The organism is Rhodococcus sp. M8 (assembly GCF_015654185.1).
Lineage (GTDB): Bacteria > Actinomycetota > Actinomycetes > Mycobacteriales > Mycobacteriaceae > Rhodococcus > Rhodococcus aetherivorans.
Genome location: NZ_CP064065.1, coordinates 5848521 through 5869393 on the forward strand (window position 1 = coordinate 5848521; position 20873 = coordinate 5869393).

The window sequence follows — 20873 nt, forward strand, 5'->3', positions numbered from 1 at the left end:
AGGAACCGTGCCGTACTTCATCGGAGAACCCTGCACCGACGTCATGGACAAGTCGTGCATGGAGGAATGCCCCGTCGACGCCATCTACGAGGGCGCCCGCAAGCTCTACATCCACCCGTTCGAATGCGTCGACTGCGGTGCCTGCCAATCGGTCTGCCCGATGGAGGCCATCTCGAACGACCGCCGGGTGGCCGAGACCACCCGCATCCATCTCGAGGACAACGCCGTCTTCTTCAGTTCGGTGCTGCCCGGGCGCGACGCCCCGCTCGGCTCCCCGGGCGGGGCGGTGCACACCGGCCCGATCGGGGTCGACACCCCGCTCGTCGCGGCACGCGACTGACCCCACGAACCCACCCCTCACGGAGGACCGCATGTCCACTTCAGCCAAGTTCGTCGCCCGCCACGCCCTGTTCGACGCCGCGCAGCAGGAGGCGGCCGACCGCGCCCGGAACCTTCTCGCGGAGAAGGGCATCGAGATGGTCCGCCTGGCCTGGCCGGATCAGCACGGCCTGATCCGCGGCAAGACGATGACCGTCGACAGCTACCTGGCGGCGCTCGAGTCCGGCACCGAGATCACCATGGCGCCGTTCTTCTTCGACACCGCCAACGCCATCGTCTTCAACCCGTTCAGCCCCGGCGGCGGGTTCGACATGCCCGAGCTGTCCGGCAGCCCGAACCTCACCATGGTTCCGGACCCCACCACCTTCCGGGTGCTGCCGTGGGCGCCGGACACCGGCTGGGTGCTGTGCGACCTGTACTTCCGCGACGGCAGCCCCTTCCCGTTCTCCCCCCGCAGCATCCTGCGCAACACCCTCGCCCAGCTCGAAAGTGCCGGCTACCACCTGATCACCGGACTCGAGGTCGAGTGGTATCTCACCCGCGTCCTCGATGACAAGCTGGTCACCGGCTCCCTCGGTGCCCCCGGGATGCCCGCCGACCCGCCGGAGGTCGCGGCCGTCGCCCGCGGCTACAACTACCTCCTCGAATCGCATCTCGACGAGATCGACGACGTCCTGCGCCCGGTGCGACAGGCCGTCACCGCGCTCGGGCTGCCGCTACGCTCGATCGACGACGAGTGGGCGCCGAGCCAGGTCGAGACCACCTTCGACGTGCTCGAAGGCATGGCCGCCGCGGATTCGATGCTGCTGTTCCGCTCCGCCGTCAAGCAGATCTGCCGCCGCGGTGGCTACCTCGCCTCCTTCATGTCCACCCCGGGCATCCCCGGCTTCTACGCCAGCGGCTGGCACCTGCACACCTCCCTGGTCGACACGGTCACCGGCGAGAACGTCATGGTGCCGGGGGAAGGGGAGCTGCTGTCCGACATCGGCCGGCACTACGTCGGCGGCACCCTGGCCCACGCCGCCGCCGCGTCGCCGTTCATGACGCCCACGATCAACGGGTACCGCCGCCGTCGCCCGTACTCCCTGGCCCCGGACCGGCTGACGTGGGGCCTGGACAACCGGGCCGCGATGATGCGCGTCATCAGCGCCCCCGGTGACAAGGCCTCACACGTGGAGAACCGCGTCGGCGAGCCCGCCGCCAACCCGTACCTGTACATCGCGGCGCAGGCCGCCGCGGGGCTCGACGGCATCAAGAACAAGACCGAGCCGGGTGCCCCGTCGGTGGATCCGTACGCCGCCGACGTTCCGCACCTGCCCACGAGCCTGAAGGAAGGGCTCGCGGCCCTGGGGGCGAGCCGGTTCTACCGGGAGGCGTTCGGCGACCGGTTCGTCGACTACCTCGTCACCATGAAGTCCAGCGAGGTCTCGCGCTACGAAGCGCACCTGGCCGAGCAGCCCGACCCGCAGGGCTACGCCGAGACCGTCACCGAGTGGGAACACCGCGAATACTTCGAACTCTTCTGACCACCGCTCCATCCACCGGCACAAGGGATGACCGCCATGAGAAGAATCTCCGTGATCGGGGCCGGCCAGGCCGGAACCCTCCTGTCGATGGCCCTGCAGGCCAACGGCTTCCAAGTAGACCTCTACACCGACAAGACCGCCGAGGAGATCCTGCACGAGACCTCCCCGACCGGCACCGCGGCCCTGTTCCACCGCTCGGTCGCCACCGAGCTGCGGCTCGGCTGCCCCGGCTACGACGACAAGGGCGTGCCGATGGACGGTCTGCACGTGTGCTTCAGCCCGAAGATCGGGCAGGAGCTGGTGCACTTCGGCTCCGCGCTCGGCGACGCCGCCGGCGGTGCCGTGGACGTGCGCCGCAAGTCGTACGACCGGATGGTGCGCCTGGCCGAACTCGGCGGCAACATCGTCGTGACATCGGTGCAGCCCGACGACCTCGACGACATCGCCGCCGGCAGCGACCTGACCGTCGTCTCCACCGGCAAGTACGGATTGTCGTCGCTGTTCGCCCGCGACGCGCGGCGCAGCGTCTATGACACCCCGCAGCGCAACCTCGCCATGGTGCTCGTGCGCGGCATCCCCACCGACGGCACCGCCTTCCCCAACCGTGTCGAGGGCTCGACGGGCGTGTGCTTCAATCTCTTCGGCGACGCCGGGGAGATCTTCTGGGTGCCGTTCCTGCACAAGTCCGGCGAGAACGTCTGGTGCCTGGTGTTCGAGGCCAAGCCCGGCGGCCCGTTCGACTGCTGGGCCGACGTCACCACCGTCGAGCAGGCCTTCGCGACCGCCTCGCGCCTGGCCCGCGACTACGCCCCGTGGGACTGGCCGTCGATGCGGAACATGGAGCCGATGCTCGACGACCCGCACTCGTGGCTCAAGGGCCGGGTCACCCCGTCCGTGCGCTCCGGGCTGGGCACCACCCCGGGCGGCCGGCCGATGATGAGCCTCGGCGACACGTCCGTCGCCTACGACCCCGTCGCCGGTCAGGGCGCCGGCTCCGGCATCCGGCAGGCCGGGCACTACTTCGACGCCCTCCTCGCCCGCGGCGACGGACCCTTCGACGCCGAATGGATCACCCGCACCTTCGAAGGCGTCTACGAGGAGCACATCGCCGGCACCTACCGGTTCACCAACCTGCTCCTCGAACCGCTCGGCAAGACACCGCAGCGGGTGCTCACCGCGTGCTTCGCCGACCAGCGCCTCGCCACCCGCTTCGCGCAGGTCTTCGACGCACCTCCCACCGCCTTCCCGTGGCTCACCGAGCGCGCGGCCGCCGACCGGTGGATCGGCGAGCACACCGGTCGCCGCCCCGGCGCGGTCGTCGCCGCCGGCACCGCGAAGATCCTCGCCGGGCAGGTGCGGAACACGCTGCGCGGCAGCCACTTCCCGCGGGCGGTGAGCGCATGATCGCCACCCTCGCCGAGCGCGACCGGCGCTGGCGGCTGCTGCACGAGCGGATGGAGCGCGACGGTTACGACGCGCTGCTGTTCGCCGCCGCCGACTACCGCGGCCACAAGGGCGCCCTGCGCTACCTCGCCGACTACAACCTCTCGCACCGCTACGGCTACGCCGTCCTGCACCCCGGCGCCGCGCCCACCCTCGTGCTGCCGAAGAACCTCGAGGGCGGCCGCCGTCCCCGCACCGGCTGGATCGACGACTACGTCTACGCCGAGAAGCTCTCCGAGGCGCTCGTCAAGACCCTCACCCGTGGTGCGGCACCGGCCCGCGTCGGCATCGTCGGCATGGGGCAGGTCATGAAGGTCGAGGACTACCTGCACTTCACCGACGCGCTGCCCGGCACCGTGTTCGAGGACGCGAGTGCGATGTTCGAGCAGGTCCGCGCCGTGAAGACGGCCGCCGAGATCCGTGGCGCCGAGGAGTCCGCGTACATCGCCGACCGCTGCTTCGAACGGCTGCTCGAGATCGCCCGCCCCGGCACGACCGAACGCGCCGTCGCCGCCGAGATGTACCGCGTCGCCTACTCGCTCGGCGCCGAGGACCCGCTGTTCCTCACCATGTACGCCGACGACGAGCCGACCGGCCCGTGCCCGACGTTCGGGGCCCCCGGCGGCCGGGAACTCACCGCCCACGACGTGTTCACCTTCAGCTACGAACTCGTCGGGCCCGCCGGCTACTGGATGGAACTGTCCCGCATGGTCACCTTCGCCCCGCCCACGCCGGAGGTGCAGCGCCTCGCCGACGCGGTGTGCTCCGGCATGGCCGCCGGAAGCGCCGCCCTGCGCCCCGGCACCACGATGTCCGGCGTGCAGCGCGACGTCATCGCCGCGATCGAGCAGCACGGGGTCAGGTCGTCCTACTGGTCCGGCCACGGCCTCGGCCTCGACGTGCTCGAGGAGCCGTGGGTGGGCCTGGAGATGGTGCAGGACAACGAGAACCACGAGGCCGTCACCGTCACCGCCGAGGGCATGGTGATCGCCCTGCACCCCATGCTGTGGGACGCCGACTCCGGCGCCATGGGCTACATGGCCGACACCTGCGTCGTCGAGGCCGGGCGCACCCGCACCCTGTCCAAGTTTCCGACCGAGCTGTACCGGGTCTGAGAGAGGTAGAGCAATCATGACCACCCTGGAACGCCCCACCGCCGGCACGGCGGGCGGCACCGCCATCGACCCGATCCTCGCGTCGGTGCTGCAGCGGCGCGTCGACGCCATCGCCAAGGAGATGGCGACGATGCTGATGCGCTCGTCCCGCTCGCCGATCTTCAACGAGATCGGCGACCTGGTGACGGTGCTGTTCGACAAGCACGGCCGCACCCTCGCCCAGGCCGAGTTCGCCGCCATCATCGCCTTCGGCGCCCAGCCGCCACTCGAATACATCATCGACTACTTCGGCGACGACATCGCCGAGGGCGACGTCATCCTCCACAACGACGTCTACACCGGCGGCAACCAGAACGCCGACACCGGCGTCTACCTGCCCATCTTCCACGAGGGCGAACTCGTCGGCTGGGCCGCCGCCAAGGGCCACATGGCCGACATCGGCGGCATGACCATCGGCGGCTACAACCCCGGCGCCACCGAGATCTGGCAGGAGGCCCTGCGCATCCCGCCCGTGAAGATCATGGCCGGGGGAGTGCTGCGCAAGGACGTGTGGGACTTCGTCGGCGCCAACATCCGCATCGACTTCGTCATGGAGGACATCAAGTCCATGGTCGGCGCGTGCACCGTGGGCTCGCGCCGCCTCGTCGAACTGCTCGGCCGCTACGGCCGCGGCACCTTCGACGCCCACATGGACTACATCCTCGACAGCTCCGAGAAACAGGTCCGGGCCGAGATCGGCCGCTGGCCCGACGGGGTGTACCACGGCGAGAGCTGGATGATCTCCGACGGCCTCGACCCCACTCGCCGCTACAAGGTCGCCTGCGACATCACCGTCTCCGGCGACGAGGTCACCTTCGACTTCTCCCGCACCGACGACCAGGCCCCCGGCATCACCAACATGCCGCCCGCCTCCGCGATGGGCGCCGTGCGCATCGCGTTCCTCATGCTCGTCGCCGCCGGCGGCATCAACATCCCCACCAACGACGGCCTGTTCCGGCCCGTGCACACCGTGTTCCGGCCCGGCTCGCTGCTCAACCCGCACTTCCCGGCCGCGACCATCTTCGGCAACCAGATGTGCGACGAGGTCGTCGACGCCATCATGTCGGCCCTCGCCGACGCCCTGCCGGACCGCGTCACCGCCGGGTGGAACAAATTCATCTGCACCGCCCTCAACGGCACCGACCCGCGCACCGAACAGCCGTTCGTGACCCTCACCGTGTTCCAGCGCAACGGCCCCGGCGCCATGAAGGGCACCGACGGGTGGGACGCGCTCGGCTTCACCGGCACCGCCGGGCAGATGCGCTCCCCGGACCCGGAGATGTTCGAGCTGTCGAGCCCGCACTTCCTCGAATATCACGAGTACCTACCGGATTCGGCCGGCGCCGGCCAGTGGCGCGGCGGCCTCGGCACCCGCTCGGCGTGGCGCTGCTACGGCGACTCCGAAATCGGCGTCACCATCGGCGAATCCGTCGAATCCGAGGGCGGCGCCCCCGGTGCCGGCCTGTTCGGCGGCGGCCCCTCCGGCATGAACCGCATGACCGTCGAATACCCCGACGGCACCACCCACGAGTGGGGGTCGAAGGAACTCGTCGAGCTCCCGTCCGGCTCGGTGGTCCGCTCCGTCAGCGGCGGCGGCGCCGGCTACGGCGACCCGCTGCTGCGGCCCGCCGACCTCGTCGCCGACGAGGTCCGCAACGAACTGCTCTCCGCGGAACAGGCCCGCATCCGCTACGGCGTCGTCGTCGACGCCGCCACCCGCACCCTCGACGCCGAGGCAACCGCTCAGCTGCGCAACACCCGGAAAGGCGGACAGTGACCATGTCGGCAACACCCAGCATCCGCATCGGAGTCGACGTCGGTGGCACCTTCACCGACTTCCTCGTCGTCCACGAGGACGGCACCCGGCTCGTGCACAAGACCAGCTCCATCCCCTCCGACCCGTCCACCGCGGTCGTCAAGGGCCTGACCGAGATCGCCGAGCGGCGCGGGGAGACCCTCACCGACCTGCTCACGCAGGTCCACACCATCGTGCACGGCACCACCGTCACCACCAACGCCCTGCTCACCCGCACCGGCGCCAAGACCGGCCTGCTCACCACCGAGGGCTTCCGCGACGTGCTGCAGATGCGCGACGGCACCCGCGAGGACGCCTACGACAACCGGCTCACGCCGCCGGGTCCGCTCGTGCCCCGGGCGCTGCGCCGGCCCGTCGGCGGCCGCCTCGACCACGAGGGCACCGAGGTCACCCCGCTCGCCACCGACGACGTGCGTGCCGCCGCCGAACTGTTCCGGCGCGAGGGCGTCGAGGCCGTGGCGGTGTCGTTCATGCACTCGCACGCCGGCGACGAGCACGAACGACAGGCCGCCGACATCCTCGCCGCCGAGCTGCCCGGCGTGTACCTGACCCGCTCGAGCGAGCTGCTGCCGCAGGTGCGCTACTACGACCGCACCAGCACCGCCGTTCTCAATTCCTATGCGGGACCGATCATCACGCGCTACCTTCGGGTGCTCACCGAGGCGCTCGACGCGGCGGGATTCACCGGCATCCTGCTGCTCATGCAGTCCAACGGCGGCGTCGCCACCCCCGACGAGCTGGCCCGCCGTGCCGCCCTGTCGCTGCTGTCCGGCCCGGCGTCCGGGCCCACCGCCGGCCTGCTCGAGGTCGCCCCGCACGGCTGGGACCGCTGCCTGACCGTCGACATGGGCGGCACCAGCTTCGACGCCGCCGTCGTCAACGACGGCCGGCCGCTCGTGATGACCGACGGGCAGATCGACCGCGGCCGCATCGCCCTGCCCATGGTCGACATCCACACCATCGGCGCCGGCGGCGGCAGCATCGCCTACGTCGACGAGGGCGGCCTGCTGCGCGTCGGCCCCGAGAGCGCCGGCGCCGTCCCCGGACCCGCCTGCTACGGCCGCGGCGGCACCCGCGCCACCGTCACCGACGCCGACGTCGTCCTCGGCTACGTCGACCCCGCGAGCTTCCTCGGCGGCGACATCCCCCTCGACCGGCAGGCCTCGATCGAGGCGATCCGCCGCGACGTCGCCGAACCCCTCGGCATCTCCGTCGAGGAGGCCGCCGCCGGCATCTACGACGTCGTCAACGTCGGCATGGCCGCCGGCGTCCGGGAGATCACCGTCCGCCGCGGCCTCGACGCCCGCGACTTCCCGATCGTCGTCGCAGGGGGAGCCGGACCCGTCCACGCCGCCGCCATCGCCCGCGAACTCGAGATCCCCGTGCTCGTCACCCCGCGCGAGTCGTCGATCTTCTGCGCCGCCGGCATGCTCGTGTGCGACTTCCAGCACGACTTCGTGCAGAGCCACAAGGCTGAACTCGCCGCCCTCGACACCGGAGAACTCCTCGGGATCTGGCACGACATGGCCATGCGCGGCCGCAAAATCCTCGCCGAGGAAGGTGTCGCCGACACCGAGGTGACCCTGCAACCCTCGCTGGACATGCGCTACCGCGGCCAGTGGTACGAGATCAACGTGCCGCTCGACCCGTCGTCCCTCGACGGCGTCGACCTCGCCGACGTCGCCGAGCGGTTCCACGCCATGCACGACACCCTGTTCGGCTACCGCTCCCCGGACATGCCGATCGACGTGCTCAACATCCGGCTCAGCGTCGTCGGCACCACCCCCAAGCCGCGCCTCGACAGCGCCGTCGTGCCCACCGGCGACGGCACCGGGCGGATCGGCACCCGCCCGATCTGGTCGGTGCTGCACCGGACGATGGTCGAGGCCGCGGTGTACGACGGGCACGGCCTCGGCGTGGGCGCACACTTGGAGGGGCCGGCGATCATCGAACTGGGCACCAGCAGCGTCGTGGTGCCCGACGAGTTCGCCGTCGAGGTCGACGACCGCGGGTCGTTCGTCCTCCGCTACCGGCCGGCGGCGTCCTGAACGCCGGGCGGGTTGCCGATACGAGGGTGGAGGCCGCCGCACGGGCGGCCGAGGAGGTGCAGGGGGCCATGGACATCGAGTTCCCGTTCGACGGTGACGACGACGATCGCACCGTCGCGACCGATCTCGCCGACGTCGCCGAGTCCCTCCTCGCCGTCGACACGGTCGAGGCGATCCAGGACCTGTGCATGGACCTCGTCCCGCGGGTGCTGCCGTCCCGTGCCTTCGGCATCTACCTGTTCGGCGACTCGCCCGGCCGCACCCCGCTGGCCGCCGCGGAGGGCGTCAGCGAACGCTTCCTGACGCTGTACGAGGAACTCGGCCGTCACCAGGACCCCGTGCTGCGCACGCTCGAGCAACGCCGCCGCCCCACCCACAGCAGCCGGCTGATGAGCGAGAACACGTGGACCGAGTCCCCGTTCTTCCGCGACGTGGCCCGCCTGCACGACATGCGGATGGTGCTCGAGGCGCCCATCATCGAACGCGGCCACGTCGTCGGCACCCTCAACTTCGCCGACAACGACCGGCTCGCGCTGGCGTCGCCCGCGGAGATCGCCGTCGCCGGCGCCCTGGGCCGGCTCGTGGGTGTCGCGGTCACCGAGGTGGCTCGGCGGGAGGCGGCCCGCGCCGTGCAGGACGACCTGTGGGCCGCGCTCGACCTGTCGAGCGAGGCCACGGTCATCCTCGATCTCGCCACCGGGCAACGCCAGGTCAACGCCGCCGCGCGGGCCCTGCTCGGCCGGGTCGGCATCAGCGAGCCCACGCTCTGGCTGACCGGGCTCATCGAAGCCGGCGGGCCCGGCCGCGACGCCGACGCCGGCATGCGGCAGACGTTCGTCCTGGACGTGCGCCTCGACGGGGTGTCCCGGCACCTGCAGGTGCAGAGCTGCGTCACCGACCGGGGCGGCGCCCGCCGCGTCGTGGCACTGCTCGAGCTGTTGCCCGCCGCACCGGGCGTCGCCGCGCTGCCCGACCACCTCGCCTCGCAGCTCTCCGCCCGCGAACGCGAGATCGCCGCCCTCGCCGTCGCGGGCCTGCAGGACCAGCAGATCGCCGAGAAGCTCTTCCTCAGCCGCTACACCGTCAAGCAGTACCTCAAGACCACCTACCGCAAGCTCGGGATCCGATCCCGGCTCGAGCTCACCCGCGCCGCCCTCACCGGCGAACCCGCCGACGACGGACCGCGCCCCACGACCCCGGAGCAGCCATGACCACCACCGCCCCCACTGCCGTCGTCACCGGCGGCGCCACCATGATCGGCGCGGCCGTCGCCGAAGCCCTCGCCAAGGACGGCTGGTCCGTCGCGATCGTCGACGTCGATCCCGCCGGCGGAGCCGTCGCCGACCGGCTGGGCGAGCAGGCGAGCTTCCACCGCACCGACCTCACCGACGACGAAGCCCTCGCCGGCACCGTCGCCGCGATCGCCGACCGTCACGGCGGCATCGACCACCTCGTCAACCTCGCCTGCGTCTACCGCGACAACGGGCCCGCCTCCACCCGCTCCGACTGGCTCGCCACCCTCGACGTCAACGTCGTCAGCGCCGCCGTCCTCACCGCGCTCGCGCTGCCGTGGCTGCGCCGCTCCGACCGGGCCGCCGTCGTCAACTTCACCTCCACCTCCGCGCGCGTCGCGCAGGCCGGGCGCTGGACGTACCCCGTCAGCAAGGCCGCCATGGTCCAGCTCACCCGCAACATGGCCCTCGACCTCGCCGCCGACGGCATCCGCGTCAACTCCGTCTCGCCCGGCTGGACCTGGTCCAACGCCATCGACCAGCTCTCCGGCGGGGATCGCGTCAAGGCCGACCGGGTGGCCGCGCCGCTGCACCTGCTCGGCCGCACCGGCGACCCGGCGGAGGTGGCTGCCGTGGTGCGGTTCCTGCTCTCGCCCGAGGCGTCGTTCGTCACCGGAGCCGACTACGCCGTCGACGGCGGTTACACCGCCATGGGCCCCGAACGGGCCGATCAGCTCATGGCCGAACTCGCCGGACAGGAGTGACGCCATGACCACCCACGGACTCGATCTCCGCGACCTGCGCAACGCCTTCGGTCAGTTCGCCACCGGCGTCACCGTCATTACCGCGCGCGGTGCCGGCGCCCGGCGGGCCGGCATCACCGCGAACTCGTTGACCTCCCTGTCGCTCGATCCGCCCCTGCTGCTGTTCTGCCTCGCCAACCGGGCGCCCAGCTATGAAACGTTCTGCACCGCCGAGTATTTCGCCGTCCACGTGCTGGGGGTCGAGCAGCAGGGGCTGTCGCAGCGGTTCTCCCGGCCCGCCGAGGACAAGTTCGCCGGGCTGCCGGTCGACGAGGGGCCCGGCGGGGTGCCGCTGCTCGGCGGATGCCTCGCCCGGTTCGTGTGCACCCGCGAAAATGCATACGTGGAGGGCGATCACACCATCTTCGTCGGCCGGGTGCGGGAGTACGAACGGGGAGAGGACGAGCCGCTGCTGTTCCACGCCGGCAGTTACCGGCTCGCGGCACCCCGGGAGGCCGTGCCCGGGTGCGTCGCCCGCTCGCCGGCCGCTCGGTAGGGCCGTCAGCCGCGCCGCCTGCCGCACCCGACGGCCGGGCGCGCGTCCATCACTACCGCCACGCCCTGGTCGGACTGTCGTCGACGTCGACGAGCAGGTGGTTCCCCGGGTCTCGGAAGATTCGGTGCCGGAACATCACTCGAATCATCGCTACCGGAGCGCCCCCTCCTGTCCTACTCGCCGGCTTCGATGATCGTCCGGAGGGTGGCGAGTTGCTCGGGGGTGATCCCCGTCGGTTGCATGACCGCGTTCCATCCGTCGACGTACCCGGAGGTGTATTTGTGGCCGTGGCCGCCCGGGACACCGGTGGAGAACGGCAGGTCCGCGGTGACCTGCCAGAACGTCACGAACGGCATCCAGAACATCTCCTCGAGCACATCCTGTCCGGGCGCCTGGCCGATCCAGTCCGGTTCGCCGAGGATCAGATTCGGGCTCCACCAGACGATCGGGTCGGACGGATGCATCAGGTACAGCACCCGGGTGCCGTCCCACGGCCGGTCCGCGGGCGGAATGCCGCCCTGCGGATCGTTGGTGAACCGCACCGTGCGCCCGTCCTTGAAGACCGGTTCGACCTCCGGGCTGTTCGCGTCACGCCGGTCGCTGAATTCCCGGAACAGGGTGTTGAAGTTGGGGGGACCGGCGAACACGGTGCCCGCGGTGCGGTTGCGCAGATCGTATTCGCCGCTGAAGGCGGTCTCGCCGCCGAACGAGCCGAGGCTCTCTCCGGCGACGAACAGCCGGGGGCGGCTGTCCTGGGGGAGTTTCGACCACACGTCGTAGACCGCGTCGAACAGGTCGCGACCGGCTTGCCGGGCCTTGGATTGATCGACCAGGTAGGAGATCCACGACGGCAGGTACGAGTACTGGAGCGCCACCGTCGCCGCGTCGCCCCCGGTGAGATACTCGAACGAATCCACCAGCGCCGGGTCCACCCACCCGCTTCCCGTGGTGGTGACCACCAGCAGGTTCCCCCGCTGGAACCCTCCGGCACGCTCGAGATCCCGGACCGCCGTCGTCGCCCGGGTCTCGGAGTCGTCGGATGTCGCCAGTCCGGCATAGGTCCGGATCGGCTCCGCAGCCGGGCGTCGGGCGAACTGGGTGAGCTCCTCCGTGGAGGGGCCGGAGCCGATGAAGCTGCGCCCCTGGTACCCCAACGAGTCCCACGGCACCACCGATCCCGGTCCCCCCGAACGCAGGCCGGTCGTGGGTTGCTGTATGCCCTCCGGGGTCGTGGTGTCCCGCACCGAGAACGCCGAGTTGGCGACGGCGACGAGGCCACCGAGCAGCACACCCGACACGACCGCGTAGACGAGCCAGGCGACCGCGAGCCACCCGACCACGGTCGCCGCGCGATGTCCGATCCACCGGTTGAGCAGAGCGGCCAGCCAGCGATACAAGCCCCGGACGCCGCGCCCGATCGCCAGCAGGAGACCGAAGACGAGCACGGCCACGAACGGTGAGAGGACCACGAGCGCGACGTTGTACTCGGTGACCCCCATCAACCCGCGGATCTCGTGCTGCCAGTACTGACCGGCGCCGAAGAAGCCGACGAACAGCACCGCCGCGGCGACCAGGAAGACCAGCCAGGAGCCGCGCCGCGGACGTCGAGGGCCTCGGTCGGCGAATGCGCGCCACACGGACGCCGCGAACACCCCCAACCCGTAGCCGATCGCGGCAGTGATGCCACAGATCATGCCCTGGAGCAGGCCTCCGCGTGGTAGCAGCGACGGCGTGAACGACAAGCACGCGAAGATCAGTGCGCCCCAGCACCCCGGGAGGGTGACGTACAGCAGCTTCCGGCGGCCCCCGGTCTCGGGCGACCGGCTCTCGTCGTCTCCTGCCGCGGCCTCGACGGTCGCGGCGCGAGCTCCGGAGCCGGGAAGACCTGCACCGGTGTTCGCCGTGTCGGGTGCGCTCGGCGCCGAATCGTCCTGGGCGCCGGTTCCCTGTTGTGTCATCGCTATCCGCCTATGTGCGACCGGTCCGGGACGAGCGAGAAGCGTTCCCGATGTCGCGCCACGCCGATTTCTCGATCAGCAAGGGAACGAAGGTCCGGATCTCCTCCCCGCCCGGGTCAGTAATAGTCGGCTCGCGGGTTCCAGGTCGAAATCGCCCAGATCACCACCACGTCGAGCGCGATGATCAGGATCGACCACCACGGGTAGTACGGGAGCCACAGGAAGTTCGCGAGGATCGACAGCGCAGCGATGACAATTGCCGACACTCGTGCCCACGTCGCGCCGCTGATCAGGGCGATGCCCACGACCACCATCACCACACCGAAGACGATATGGACCCACCCCCAGGTGGTCAGGTCGAATTTGAAGGTGTACTCCTGGCCCTGGACGAACACCTCGTCCTCGGCCACCGCCGCAATCCCTTGGAAGAACTGCAGGATGCCGATCGTGGCCATGATGACCGCGGCCCCGATCGACGTCCCCGCGGCGATGCCCTGTTTGACGGACATGCCTTCCTGATCGGCACGCACGTTCTGAGACATGATGCTCCCCTTCCGAGGCGGGATTGGTCTCGCCCAGTGTGCGCTTCGGCTCTGTTTCTCTGCAGTGGCTTCGGGCCTTTTTCCCGTTTCGAAGCGGTCACGAGACCGGCATTGCCGGGGGCGGGTCGGTGTCCCGATGCCGCATGTGCAAAAACCGATGCGGGTTGCCGCGCGCGGACTATCGTCGAACAGGTGGTGGGTGGTGCGCCCGCCGAACACTGGTTCCGTCGCTGAAACGAGGCTCCTGGTGACCGATTCCGATATCGACGAGATGGGTCCGGTCGACTATCTCGTCATCGAGTTTCCTGCCGATCGCCCTCCCGACGGGTCGGCGCTACCGCTCCTGCGCGACCTCGTCGAGCGCGGCATCATCCGGGTGCTGGACCTGGCGTTCGTCCGCAAGGACCCCGACGGCTCCGTCGCCGGGATCGACATCGCCGAGGTCGGGCTGGAGGGCGAGTTCGACGTGACCCTGTTCGCGGAGGCCGCCTCGGGTCTGCTCGACGACACCGACTTCGAGGAAGCCGGAGCCGCGCTCGAGCCGGGCTGCTCGGCAGCCGTCCTGGTCTACGAGAACACCTGGGCCGCGCCATTCGCGCGGGCGCTGCGTCGCAACGGCGCCCAGCTCGTCGCGTCGGGTCGCATCCCGGTGCAGAGCATCCTGTCGTCTCTGGAGGCTCTTGGATCTGAAAGCTGAAGTAGAGCAAAGTAATTCGAATCGATATACCATTCGAGTACCCGAGGAGTGCACCATGCCCGGACTGCTTCGCGGAGTCGCCCGTACCGCCGTGGTGGCCGGAACCGCCACCGCCGTGTCCAACCGGGTGTCCCGGCGGCAGGGCCGGCGCTGGGCGGCGCAGGAGCAGGCTCCATACGACCGCGATGCGCAGTACCCGCCCGAACCTGCCCCGACGCCGACCGCCCCGGCGGCCCCGGGAGGGACGGACCGGATTGCCGCATTGAAGGACCTCGCCGAGCTGAAAACACAAGGCGTGCTCACCGAGGCCGAGTTCGCGGCCGAGAAGGCCCGGATCCTGGCGTCCTGACCCCTCCGCTCGATCGGCACGGCCGCCGGCCGTCGCCGGCGGGCGGCCGGTCAGCGAGGGCGACGCCGCGGCGCAGCAGCGGGCTCAGCCGCGCCGCCTGCCCCACTCGATCGCCGGGCACGCGTCCATCACCATCGCCACGCCCTGCTCGGTGGTGCGCCGGAACGCGTCCTCGTCGATCACGCCGAGCTGGAACCACACGCCCTTCGCGCCGATCGCGACGGCCTGGTCGGCGAACTCGCCCGCCGACTCCGACCGGCGGAACACGTCGACCACCTCGACGGGGAACGGGACGTCGGCGAGGGACGCGTAGCCCTGCTCGCCGAGCACCGTCGGCGCGTTCGGATGAATGGGGACGATCCGCTTGCCGCGCTCCTGCAACAGCCGCGCGATCCGATACGCGGTCCGGCCGGGATTGCCGGACAGCCCGACCACCGCCCAGGTGTCGCAGTCGTCGAGCATCAGGTTCACCGCCTTCGGGTCCTGCCAGGACGTGCTCATGGCAGCAAAATTACCCCTCATCGGCGCGGGGCGGACATCGTCGCGGCACCCGGTCCGACCCACCGAAGGCCGACTCGTCCGGCCACCGCCGAACCCCTGCCCGTACTCTGGAGTACAGAAACTCGAGTCGTGCCGCGTTGGACCCGTCGCAACACAGCTCACCGATGCGTACGGGGCGCAGCACAGAAATGGACGCAGTCGAGTGCAAGATACGGCCGGTCGAGGCATCCAAGCCTTCATTTCCGAGGTCATCCAGCGCGGGGGCCGCGCCGAGCGGCTCGAGCACCTGCCGCGCAACCCGGTCCAGGTGTGGGGCGTCGACGGGGACAGCTGCATCGTGCGCGTCCGCACCAAGATCGACGGGGACTGGCAGGCGCGACGGCAGGACGCCCTGCCGGACGCCGACGACACGGGCTCGCAGTTCTGGGTCTTCGTGGACCTGGGGAGCACCCCGGTGACGTACTTCGTGCTGCCGTCCGACGAGGTCGCGGCGGGGATCGCCGCCGAGGTCGACATCTGGATGGCCGATGCGCGCGGCCGGACCCGCACCGGAAGCCACGCCATCCCGCTCAGCAGTGTCGCCCACGGCAAGGACCGCTGGGACCTGCTCGGCCTGACGCCGGCCAAGGACACCACCCGCTACACCGACGACGACGCGGCCGAGGCCGAGCAGGAGCGGCTCGCCCGCAACCGCGCGCGCAAGGCGAGCACCTCGGGCAAGGCGCGCGGGGCGGCCGAGCCCGAGGTCGCCGAGGACCCGCGGCTGCCGGTGCTCGCCGACTGGGACGGCTACCGGGTCAAGGGGCGGTTCGACCCCGCCACCGGCGTCCTCGAGATCACGGCCGGCCCGATGGAGGGCCGACGGTTTCCCGATCCGACCGCCGCCGCCGTCGCCGTCGCCAGCTACCTCAGCGGTGACGTCGAATCGTGCGACGGCGGCATGTTCTGGCGCCTCGACCAGCCGGAATCCACGCCGTTGGGGGCGCATCTCGCCTGACGGCACCCGAGGTTTCCGCCCTGTTCGCCGTCGCGTCGACTCCGGGGTGCCCAAGGGCAACCCGAACCCGTTCGACTATGGTCATACTCGACGTGTGCCCCTGAGCACGTCGGCGAACGGAAGTGAGAGATCATGGGCAGCCCTCGTGGGGCCGAGCGAATAGCCGAATACCCGAGGCCCTCGCACACCCTGCTGCACATCACCGACACCCACCTGGTCGGCGGAGACGAACTGCTCTACGGGACGGTCGACGCCGACGCCCGGGTGCGGCAGATTCTCGCCGATATCCGCGCGTCCCAGGTACAGCCGGACGCGCTCGTGTTCACCGGCGACCTCGCCGACCGCGGCCAGCCCGACGCCTACTCGAAGCTGCGCGGCCTCGTCGAGCCCGTCGCGCAGGCACTCGGCGCGCAGATCGTGTGGGCCATGGGCAACCACGACGACCGCGCCACCTTCCGCGAACTGCTGCTGGATCAGGCGCCGTCCACCGGCCCGATCGACCGCGTATACGACGTCAACGGCCTGCGCATCATCACCCTCGACACCTCGGTGCCCGGCTTCCACCACGGCGAGATCTCGCAGGAACAGCTGAACTGGCTGGCGCAGGAACTCGAGACGTCGGCGCGCTTCGGCACCATCCTCGCCATGCACCACCCGCCGGTGCCCAGCGTGTTCGACCAGGCCGTGCTCGTCGAGCTGCGCGACCAGGCCGGCCTCGCCGAGGTGCTGCGCGGCACCGACGTGCGCACCATCCTCGCCGGGCACCTGCACTACACCACGACTGCGACCTTCGCCGACATCCCCGTCTCCGTGGCCTCCTCGACGTGCTACACCCAGGACCTCAACGTTCCGGCCGGGTGCCAGCGCGGCCACGACGGTGCCCAGGGCTTCAACCTCGTGCACGTCTACCCGGACACCATCGTCCACTCCGTGGTGCCGACCGGCAGCTACATCACCACCGGCCGGCCGTCCACCGCGGAGGACGCGGCCCAGCGTCTCGCCGAGGCCGGAATCCGCATCCCCGAGAACCCGGACGTCACCGTCCGCGTCTAGGCTCGCGCCGCACAAACTCGGACGGTCGGTACCGGCGTCGCCACGGCCGGCCTACTCGGCGGGCGCCAGCACGATGTCGAAATCGACGCTCGCCCAGCTGCGCCCCGCGAGGTCGTGTCCGTCCGGCGGCGGCTCCTGGGCCGAGTGCTGGACGAAGTCTTTGACGAGCGAGTCCTCGACACCGAACACGCTGTCGCGGTCGAGGTAGTCGCAGCCGTCGACGAAGATGTGGGTGACGAGCGTTCGAAGTCCCGGCGCGGACACCATGAAGTGCAGGTGGGACGCGCGTATCGGTGACCGCCCGGCGGCTTCGAGCAGCCGCCCGACCGGACCGTCGTGCGGAATCGGGTAGGGGGTGGGGGTCAGTCCCCAGAAGCTGTACCGGCCGTCGTCGCCGGTGAACAGGTGAGCGCGAGCCGCGACGCGCTCGTCGCGGTACTGCACGTCGTACAGTCCATCCTCGTCGGCCTCCCACACCTCGAGGCGCGCGCCCGGCACAGGCCGGCCTGTGAGGTCGCGGACGGTGCCCTGCACTCGGCACGGTTGGCCCTTCGCGCCGAACGTCAGGTCGCCGTCGGTCTCGATGCGCGGTGACCCTTCGACGAAGAACGGCCCGAACACGGTCGACGCGGTGGCGTCGCCGATGGCCTCGTTGTTGACGGCGATGGTCTGCATCGAGACACCGAGGACGTCCGAGAGGAGGACGAACTCCTGGCGTTTGTCGTCGGTGATGTGTCCGCACTCGGTGAGAAAGCCGACGGCGGTACTCCATTCCTGCTCGGTGAGCCGTACCTCGCGCACGAATGTGTGCAGATGCTGGACGAGCGCCTGCATGAGCTGACGCAGGCGCGGCGAACCGGTGTTGTCGAACGACGCGACGACCCGGTCGACGAGGTCCTGCTCGCGTCGTGCCTGTTCGGGCGATACGGAGGGCGCCGAGTCGAGTGGGCGAGGGGTGGAGTGGAACGGCTCGTGAGGGTGATCGGATGGGGTGTTCACGGAGTCCTCCGGGTCTGCCGACCCGACCACGCCGCGTACAGCAGCTCGGTCAGGTTCTGCGGCGTGACGGGTGTGGGATTGGTGTCGGGAACAGCGGCAAGGCAGCGCCGCACCGCGTCGGGAAGATCCGCCTCGCGCATCCCCAGCTCGGCGAGAGACGTCGGAGCGTTCGAGCGTCGCCGTAGTTCGTCGAGCGCTGCGGAGGCCGCGTCGGGATCCGTCGGGGTCGGGGATCCCAGCGCGACGGCGAGGCGCCGGCCGAGCGTGCGGAGCGACGCGGCGTTGAAGGCCAGCACGTAGGGCAGCACGACGGCGTGGGTCTGCGCATGCGGCAGACCGTATGCGCCACCGAGGACGTGGCAGATCTGGTGGTGCATGCCCGCGCCGGCCGACGCGAACCCCACGGCAGCGAGGTACGCGCCGTACAGGCAGCGGTCGCGGCCGTCGATGCCGCCGGGGTCCGCGACAACCTCCGGCAGGCCGGTGGCGAGGGCACGGGCGCCCTCGAGGCAGAGCGCGGCATTGATCGGATCGGCGCGCGGGGCCCACAGCGAGTCGATGCAGTGGGCGAGCGCGTTCAGGCCGCTGGCCACACTGAGATCGACCGGCAGGCCGACGGTCAGCTCGGAGTCGTAGATCACCGAGGCTGGAAGGACCGCGTTGTCGGCGCCGGTGGTCTTCACCCCCTTCTCGGTCAGCCCCCACACGTTGGTCGCTTCCGAACCGGCGTAGGTCGTCGGCACGGCCACGATCGGTAGGCCGGTGGTCATCGCGACGGCCTTGGCCAGGCCGACGGCCGATCCTCCGCCGATACTGACGAGGGCGTCGGCCTCGGCGTCGATTGCGGCCCGCCGTGCTCGTCGCGCAACCTCGACGGGGACGTGCGGATGGACCTCCGACCAGCGGTAAACCACCGGCAGGTCCCCGGCGATGCGGTCGGCGAGGGCATCTTCCGCCGCCGATGCCACGAGCATGACCCGCGCGGCGCCGAGCCGGTCGATCTCGGCCGCGAGGTGGCGGCGTGCGCCTCCGGCCCCGAACACCACGCGCTGCGGAAGGGCCTCATGGGTGAACGACAGTCCCATCGGTCACGCCTGCCGGTGCAGGATTCGGAGCATGGCGTCGCGCAGTGCGGCCACCGGGTCGTCCGCCACACGGTGTGCTCGCCATCCGATGTGGGTGTCCGGCCGGACCAGGACCGCACCGTCCTCCGCCACCTCCCGCAGCCTGTTCCAGTCGAAGTACAGGTCCTGTACCTGCTCGCCGGCTCCGATCACGATCGGGACCACCTCGACGCCGAGTTCCTCCGAGACCTTCGCCGCCGCGCCGGCCCACGCCCGGCCGGTCTTGCCGGTGAAGAGAGTGAACTGCGTGTACTTCGCCAGATCGTGAGTGGACATCTTGCTCGTCGAACTGCCTACCCAGCAATGCGGCAGGCGCACACCGGGATACGTGTGCGGCTCGTAGTAGAGTTCCGGATCCCGCGCGGGGGCGGGCAGGACGCTCCCGTCCCCGGCCACCGCGGTGGAGCCGGCGTAGTTCTGCCCCAGCTCGACGCCGAGAGCGTTGAATTCGTAGTTCTTGAGCTCCATCGCCGCCGCGAGCGCCTGCCTCTTGGTGGCACCTTCGGGTGTGTCGGCCCGGAGTTCGGCGAGTTCGGCCTGCATGTGTTCGACCGTCGTCGCCCGAGTTGTGCCGAGGGCTTCGAAGATTCCCACGAACTCCCGACTGGACTTGTTGGCGCGCCTGACGATCTGCTCGGCGACAGGGACACGTTCGACGGAGTAGGTCTCGAGGAGTCCGGGACCGGCGCGTCCTTCCAGCACGGCGGCAATCTTCCAGGCGAGGTTGTAGGAGTCCTGGATGGAGGTGTTGGAGCCCAGGCCGTTGCTCGGCGGGTGACGGTGGGCCGCGTCGCCGGCGATGAAGACCCGGTGCGACTGCATGTGCGTGGCGTACATCTCGTTGTTGCCCCACAGCGAGTAGCCCGTGATCTCCACGTCGATGTCGTCGCGACCGATCATGGTGCGGACGATCTCCCGGGCGTGATCGTCGTTCATCTCCGGTGGCGGCAGCTCGATGTCGTAGCCCCACACCGCGAGCCACTCCTTCCACGGGCGCACCATGCGGACGAGTCCGGCGCCGATGCCGCCGACATCCGAGCCGGGCTGCACCACCCAGTACAGCACCGAGGGGCGGTGCGCGACGAGGTCGGTGAGGTCGGCACGGAACGTGATGTTCATCGAACCGGCAATGTCCATCCGGCCCTCGAACGGCAGGTGGAGGGAGGCTGCGATCGTGGAGCGGGCGCCGTCCGCCCCGATCAGATACTTGGCCCGGATGTCGAATTCGCGGCCGTCGAGCCGATCGAGAACACGGACGGTGACCCCATCGGCGTCCTCGGAATGCGAGAGGTACTCGGTCGAGAACCGCGTCTGCGTACCGCGGACCGTGGCGTTCTTCACGAGGATCGGTTCGAGATGCGTCTGCGGAATGTCGCAGTTGAGGGACGGCGAGGCGAGCACGTAGTCGGCCTCGCGTGCGGGGTGGGTACCCCACGCCAGGATCCGCCCGAGTTCCTCGCCCGCCAGGGCGGTGCAGAACACGGTGTCACCCATGATGGCGTGGGGGGACGCCTCCGCAAGGACCTGCTGCTCGATGCCCACGTCGCGGAAGATCTCCATCGTCCGCTGATTGGTGATGTGGGCGCGTGGCGTATTGGCGGTCCACCGGTACTTGGTGATCATGATGTTGTCGATGCCGAGCGTGGACAGGAACAGTGCGGCGGAGGCGCCGGCGGGGCCGGACCCGACGATGGCGACGTCGGTTTCGACGACCGGGCCACGGGGAGGAGCGGTCTCGGCGAGACCGTCGTGAAAGACAGGCATGGGTTCTCCGAAGGCAGGGGTGACGGGCGGCG

19 protein-coding genes are annotated in these 20873 nt (G+C 70.3%); 13 read left to right on the forward strand and 6 right to left on the reverse strand.

What is annotated here, in order from left to right:
- Positions 1 to 7: 7 nt before the first annotated feature.
- The 9 genes from fdxA to ISO16_RS26740 all read left to right on the forward strand — a co-directional run bounded on the left by fdxA (position 8) and on the right by ISO16_RS26740 (position 10857).
- A complete protein-coding gene (fdxA, locus tag ISO16_RS26700) occupies positions 8 to 340 on the forward strand; it encodes a ferredoxin (RefSeq protein ID WP_072634818.1) in 333 nt (110 codons plus the stop codon).
- Between the two features lie 31 nt (positions 341 to 371).
- Positions 372 to 1865, forward strand: a complete 1494-nt coding sequence (locus tag ISO16_RS26705) for a glutamine synthetase family protein (protein WP_006944811.1) — start codon at positions 372 to 374, stop codon at positions 1863 to 1865.
- Positions 1866 to 1901: 36 nt separating this feature from the next.
- Positions 1902 to 3269 carry a styrene monooxygenase/indole monooxygenase family protein gene (locus tag ISO16_RS26710; RefSeq protein WP_170914061.1) on the forward strand — a complete coding sequence of 456 codons (1368 nt, stop codon included), beginning with the start codon at positions 1902 to 1904 and terminating at the stop codon, positions 3267 to 3269.
- Positions 3266 to 4423 (forward strand): M24 family metallopeptidase, encoded by a 1158-nt coding sequence (locus ISO16_RS26715; protein WP_072634820.1) that lies wholly within the window; start codon positions 3266 to 3268, stop codon positions 4421 to 4423. The genes ISO16_RS26710 and ISO16_RS26715 overlap by 4 nt, the downstream gene beginning before the upstream one ends.
- A 16-nt stretch (positions 4424 to 4439) precedes the next feature.
- The gene (locus ISO16_RS26720) at positions 4440 to 6239 is read left to right on the forward strand and encodes a hydantoinase B/oxoprolinase family protein (protein WP_072634821.1); all 1800 of its coding nucleotides are present in this window, start codon (positions 4440 to 4442) and stop codon (positions 6237 to 6239) included.
- Positions 6240 to 6241: 2 nt separating this feature from the next.
- Positions 6242 to 8326 (forward strand): hydantoinase/oxoprolinase family protein, encoded by a 2085-nt coding sequence (locus tag ISO16_RS26725; RefSeq protein WP_072634822.1) that lies wholly within the window; start codon positions 6242 to 6244, stop codon positions 8324 to 8326.
- 68 nt (positions 8327 to 8394) lie between these two features.
- Complete coding sequence (locus tag ISO16_RS26730; RefSeq protein WP_139310991.1) at positions 8395 to 9537, forward strand: LuxR C-terminal-related transcriptional regulator; 1143 nt, start codon at positions 8395 to 8397, stop codon at positions 9535 to 9537.
- Positions 9534 to 10322, forward strand: coding sequence for an SDR family oxidoreductase (locus tag ISO16_RS26735; RefSeq protein WP_072634823.1), 789 nt, complete (start codon positions 9534 to 9536; stop codon positions 10320 to 10322). The genes ISO16_RS26730 and ISO16_RS26735 overlap by 4 nt, the downstream gene beginning before the upstream one ends.
- A 4-nt stretch (positions 10323 to 10326) precedes the next feature.
- Positions 10327 to 10857: a flavin reductase family protein gene (locus ISO16_RS26740; protein WP_006933107.1), complete on the forward strand. Its 531-nt coding sequence runs from the start codon at positions 10327 to 10329 to the stop codon at positions 10855 to 10857.
- Positions 10858 to 11030: 173 nt separating this feature from the next.
- Here the strand turns inward: ISO16_RS26740 and ISO16_RS26745 are convergent, their stop codons facing one another.
- Together ISO16_RS26745 and ISO16_RS26750 are read right to left on the reverse strand one after the other, a co-directional pair.
- Entirely contained in the window at positions 11031 to 12815 is a 1785-nt protein-coding gene (locus ISO16_RS26745; protein WP_195886179.1) for an alpha/beta hydrolase, read from the reverse strand.
- A 116-nt stretch (positions 12816 to 12931) separates the two neighbouring features.
- Positions 12932 to 13357 (reverse strand): DUF7144 family membrane protein, encoded by a 426-nt coding sequence (locus ISO16_RS26750; protein WP_006933103.1) that lies wholly within the window; start codon positions 13355 to 13357, stop codon positions 12932 to 12934.
- Positions 13358 to 13604: 247 nt separating this feature from the next.
- On the opposite strand from ISO16_RS26750, the gene ISO16_RS26755 reads away from it, so the two are divergent.
- Both ISO16_RS26755 and ISO16_RS26760 read left to right on the forward strand, forming a co-directional pair.
- Positions 13605 to 14054: a DUF6325 family protein gene (locus tag ISO16_RS26755; RefSeq protein WP_072634824.1), complete on the forward strand. Its 450-nt coding sequence runs from the start codon at positions 13605 to 13607 to the stop codon at positions 14052 to 14054.
- 55 nt (positions 14055 to 14109) lie between these two features.
- Positions 14110 to 14403, forward strand: coding sequence for an SHOCT domain-containing protein (locus ISO16_RS26760; RefSeq protein ID WP_072634825.1), 294 nt, complete (start codon positions 14110 to 14112; stop codon positions 14401 to 14403).
- A gap of 84 nt (positions 14404 to 14487) precedes the next feature.
- On the opposite strand, the gene ISO16_RS26765 is transcribed toward ISO16_RS26760, so the two are convergent.
- Complete coding sequence (locus ISO16_RS26765; RefSeq protein ID WP_029542672.1) at positions 14488 to 14904, reverse strand: CoA-binding protein; 417 nt, start codon at positions 14902 to 14904, stop codon at positions 14488 to 14490.
- Positions 14905 to 15106: 202 nt separating this feature from the next.
- On the opposite strand from ISO16_RS26765, the gene ISO16_RS26770 reads away from it, so the two are divergent.
- On the forward strand, positions 15107 to 15901 hold the full coding sequence (locus tag ISO16_RS26770; protein WP_072634826.1) for a hypothetical protein: 795 nt from the start codon (positions 15107 to 15109) through the stop codon (positions 15899 to 15901).
- A 132-nt stretch (positions 15902 to 16033) separates the two neighbouring features.
- Positions 16034 to 16954 carry a phosphodiesterase gene (locus ISO16_RS26775; protein ID WP_006933091.1) on the forward strand — a complete coding sequence of 307 codons (921 nt, stop codon included), beginning with the start codon at positions 16034 to 16036 and terminating at the stop codon, positions 16952 to 16954.
- A 51-nt stretch (positions 16955 to 17005) separates the two neighbouring features.
- Here ISO16_RS26775 and ISO16_RS26780 read toward each other — a convergent pair whose 3' ends face one another.
- The 3 genes from ISO16_RS26780 to ISO16_RS26790 are packed head-to-tail and all read right to left on the reverse strand — an operon-like array spanning position 17006 to position 20841.
- Positions 17006 to 17953 (reverse strand): dioxygenase family protein, encoded by a 948-nt coding sequence (locus tag ISO16_RS26780; RefSeq protein WP_072634887.1) that lies wholly within the window; start codon positions 17951 to 17953, stop codon positions 17006 to 17008.
- Positions 17950 to 19038, reverse strand: a complete 1089-nt coding sequence (locus ISO16_RS26785; RefSeq protein ID WP_072634827.1) for a maleylacetate reductase — start codon at positions 19036 to 19038, stop codon at positions 17950 to 17952. Before ISO16_RS26785 ends, ISO16_RS26780 begins: the two co-directional genes overlap by 4 nt.
- A gap of 3 nt (positions 19039 to 19041) precedes the next feature.
- Positions 19042 to 20841: an FAD-dependent oxidoreductase gene (locus tag ISO16_RS26790; protein ID WP_072634828.1), complete on the reverse strand. Its 1800-nt coding sequence runs from the start codon at positions 20839 to 20841 to the stop codon at positions 19042 to 19044.
- Positions 20842 to 20873: the final 32 nt, after the last annotated feature.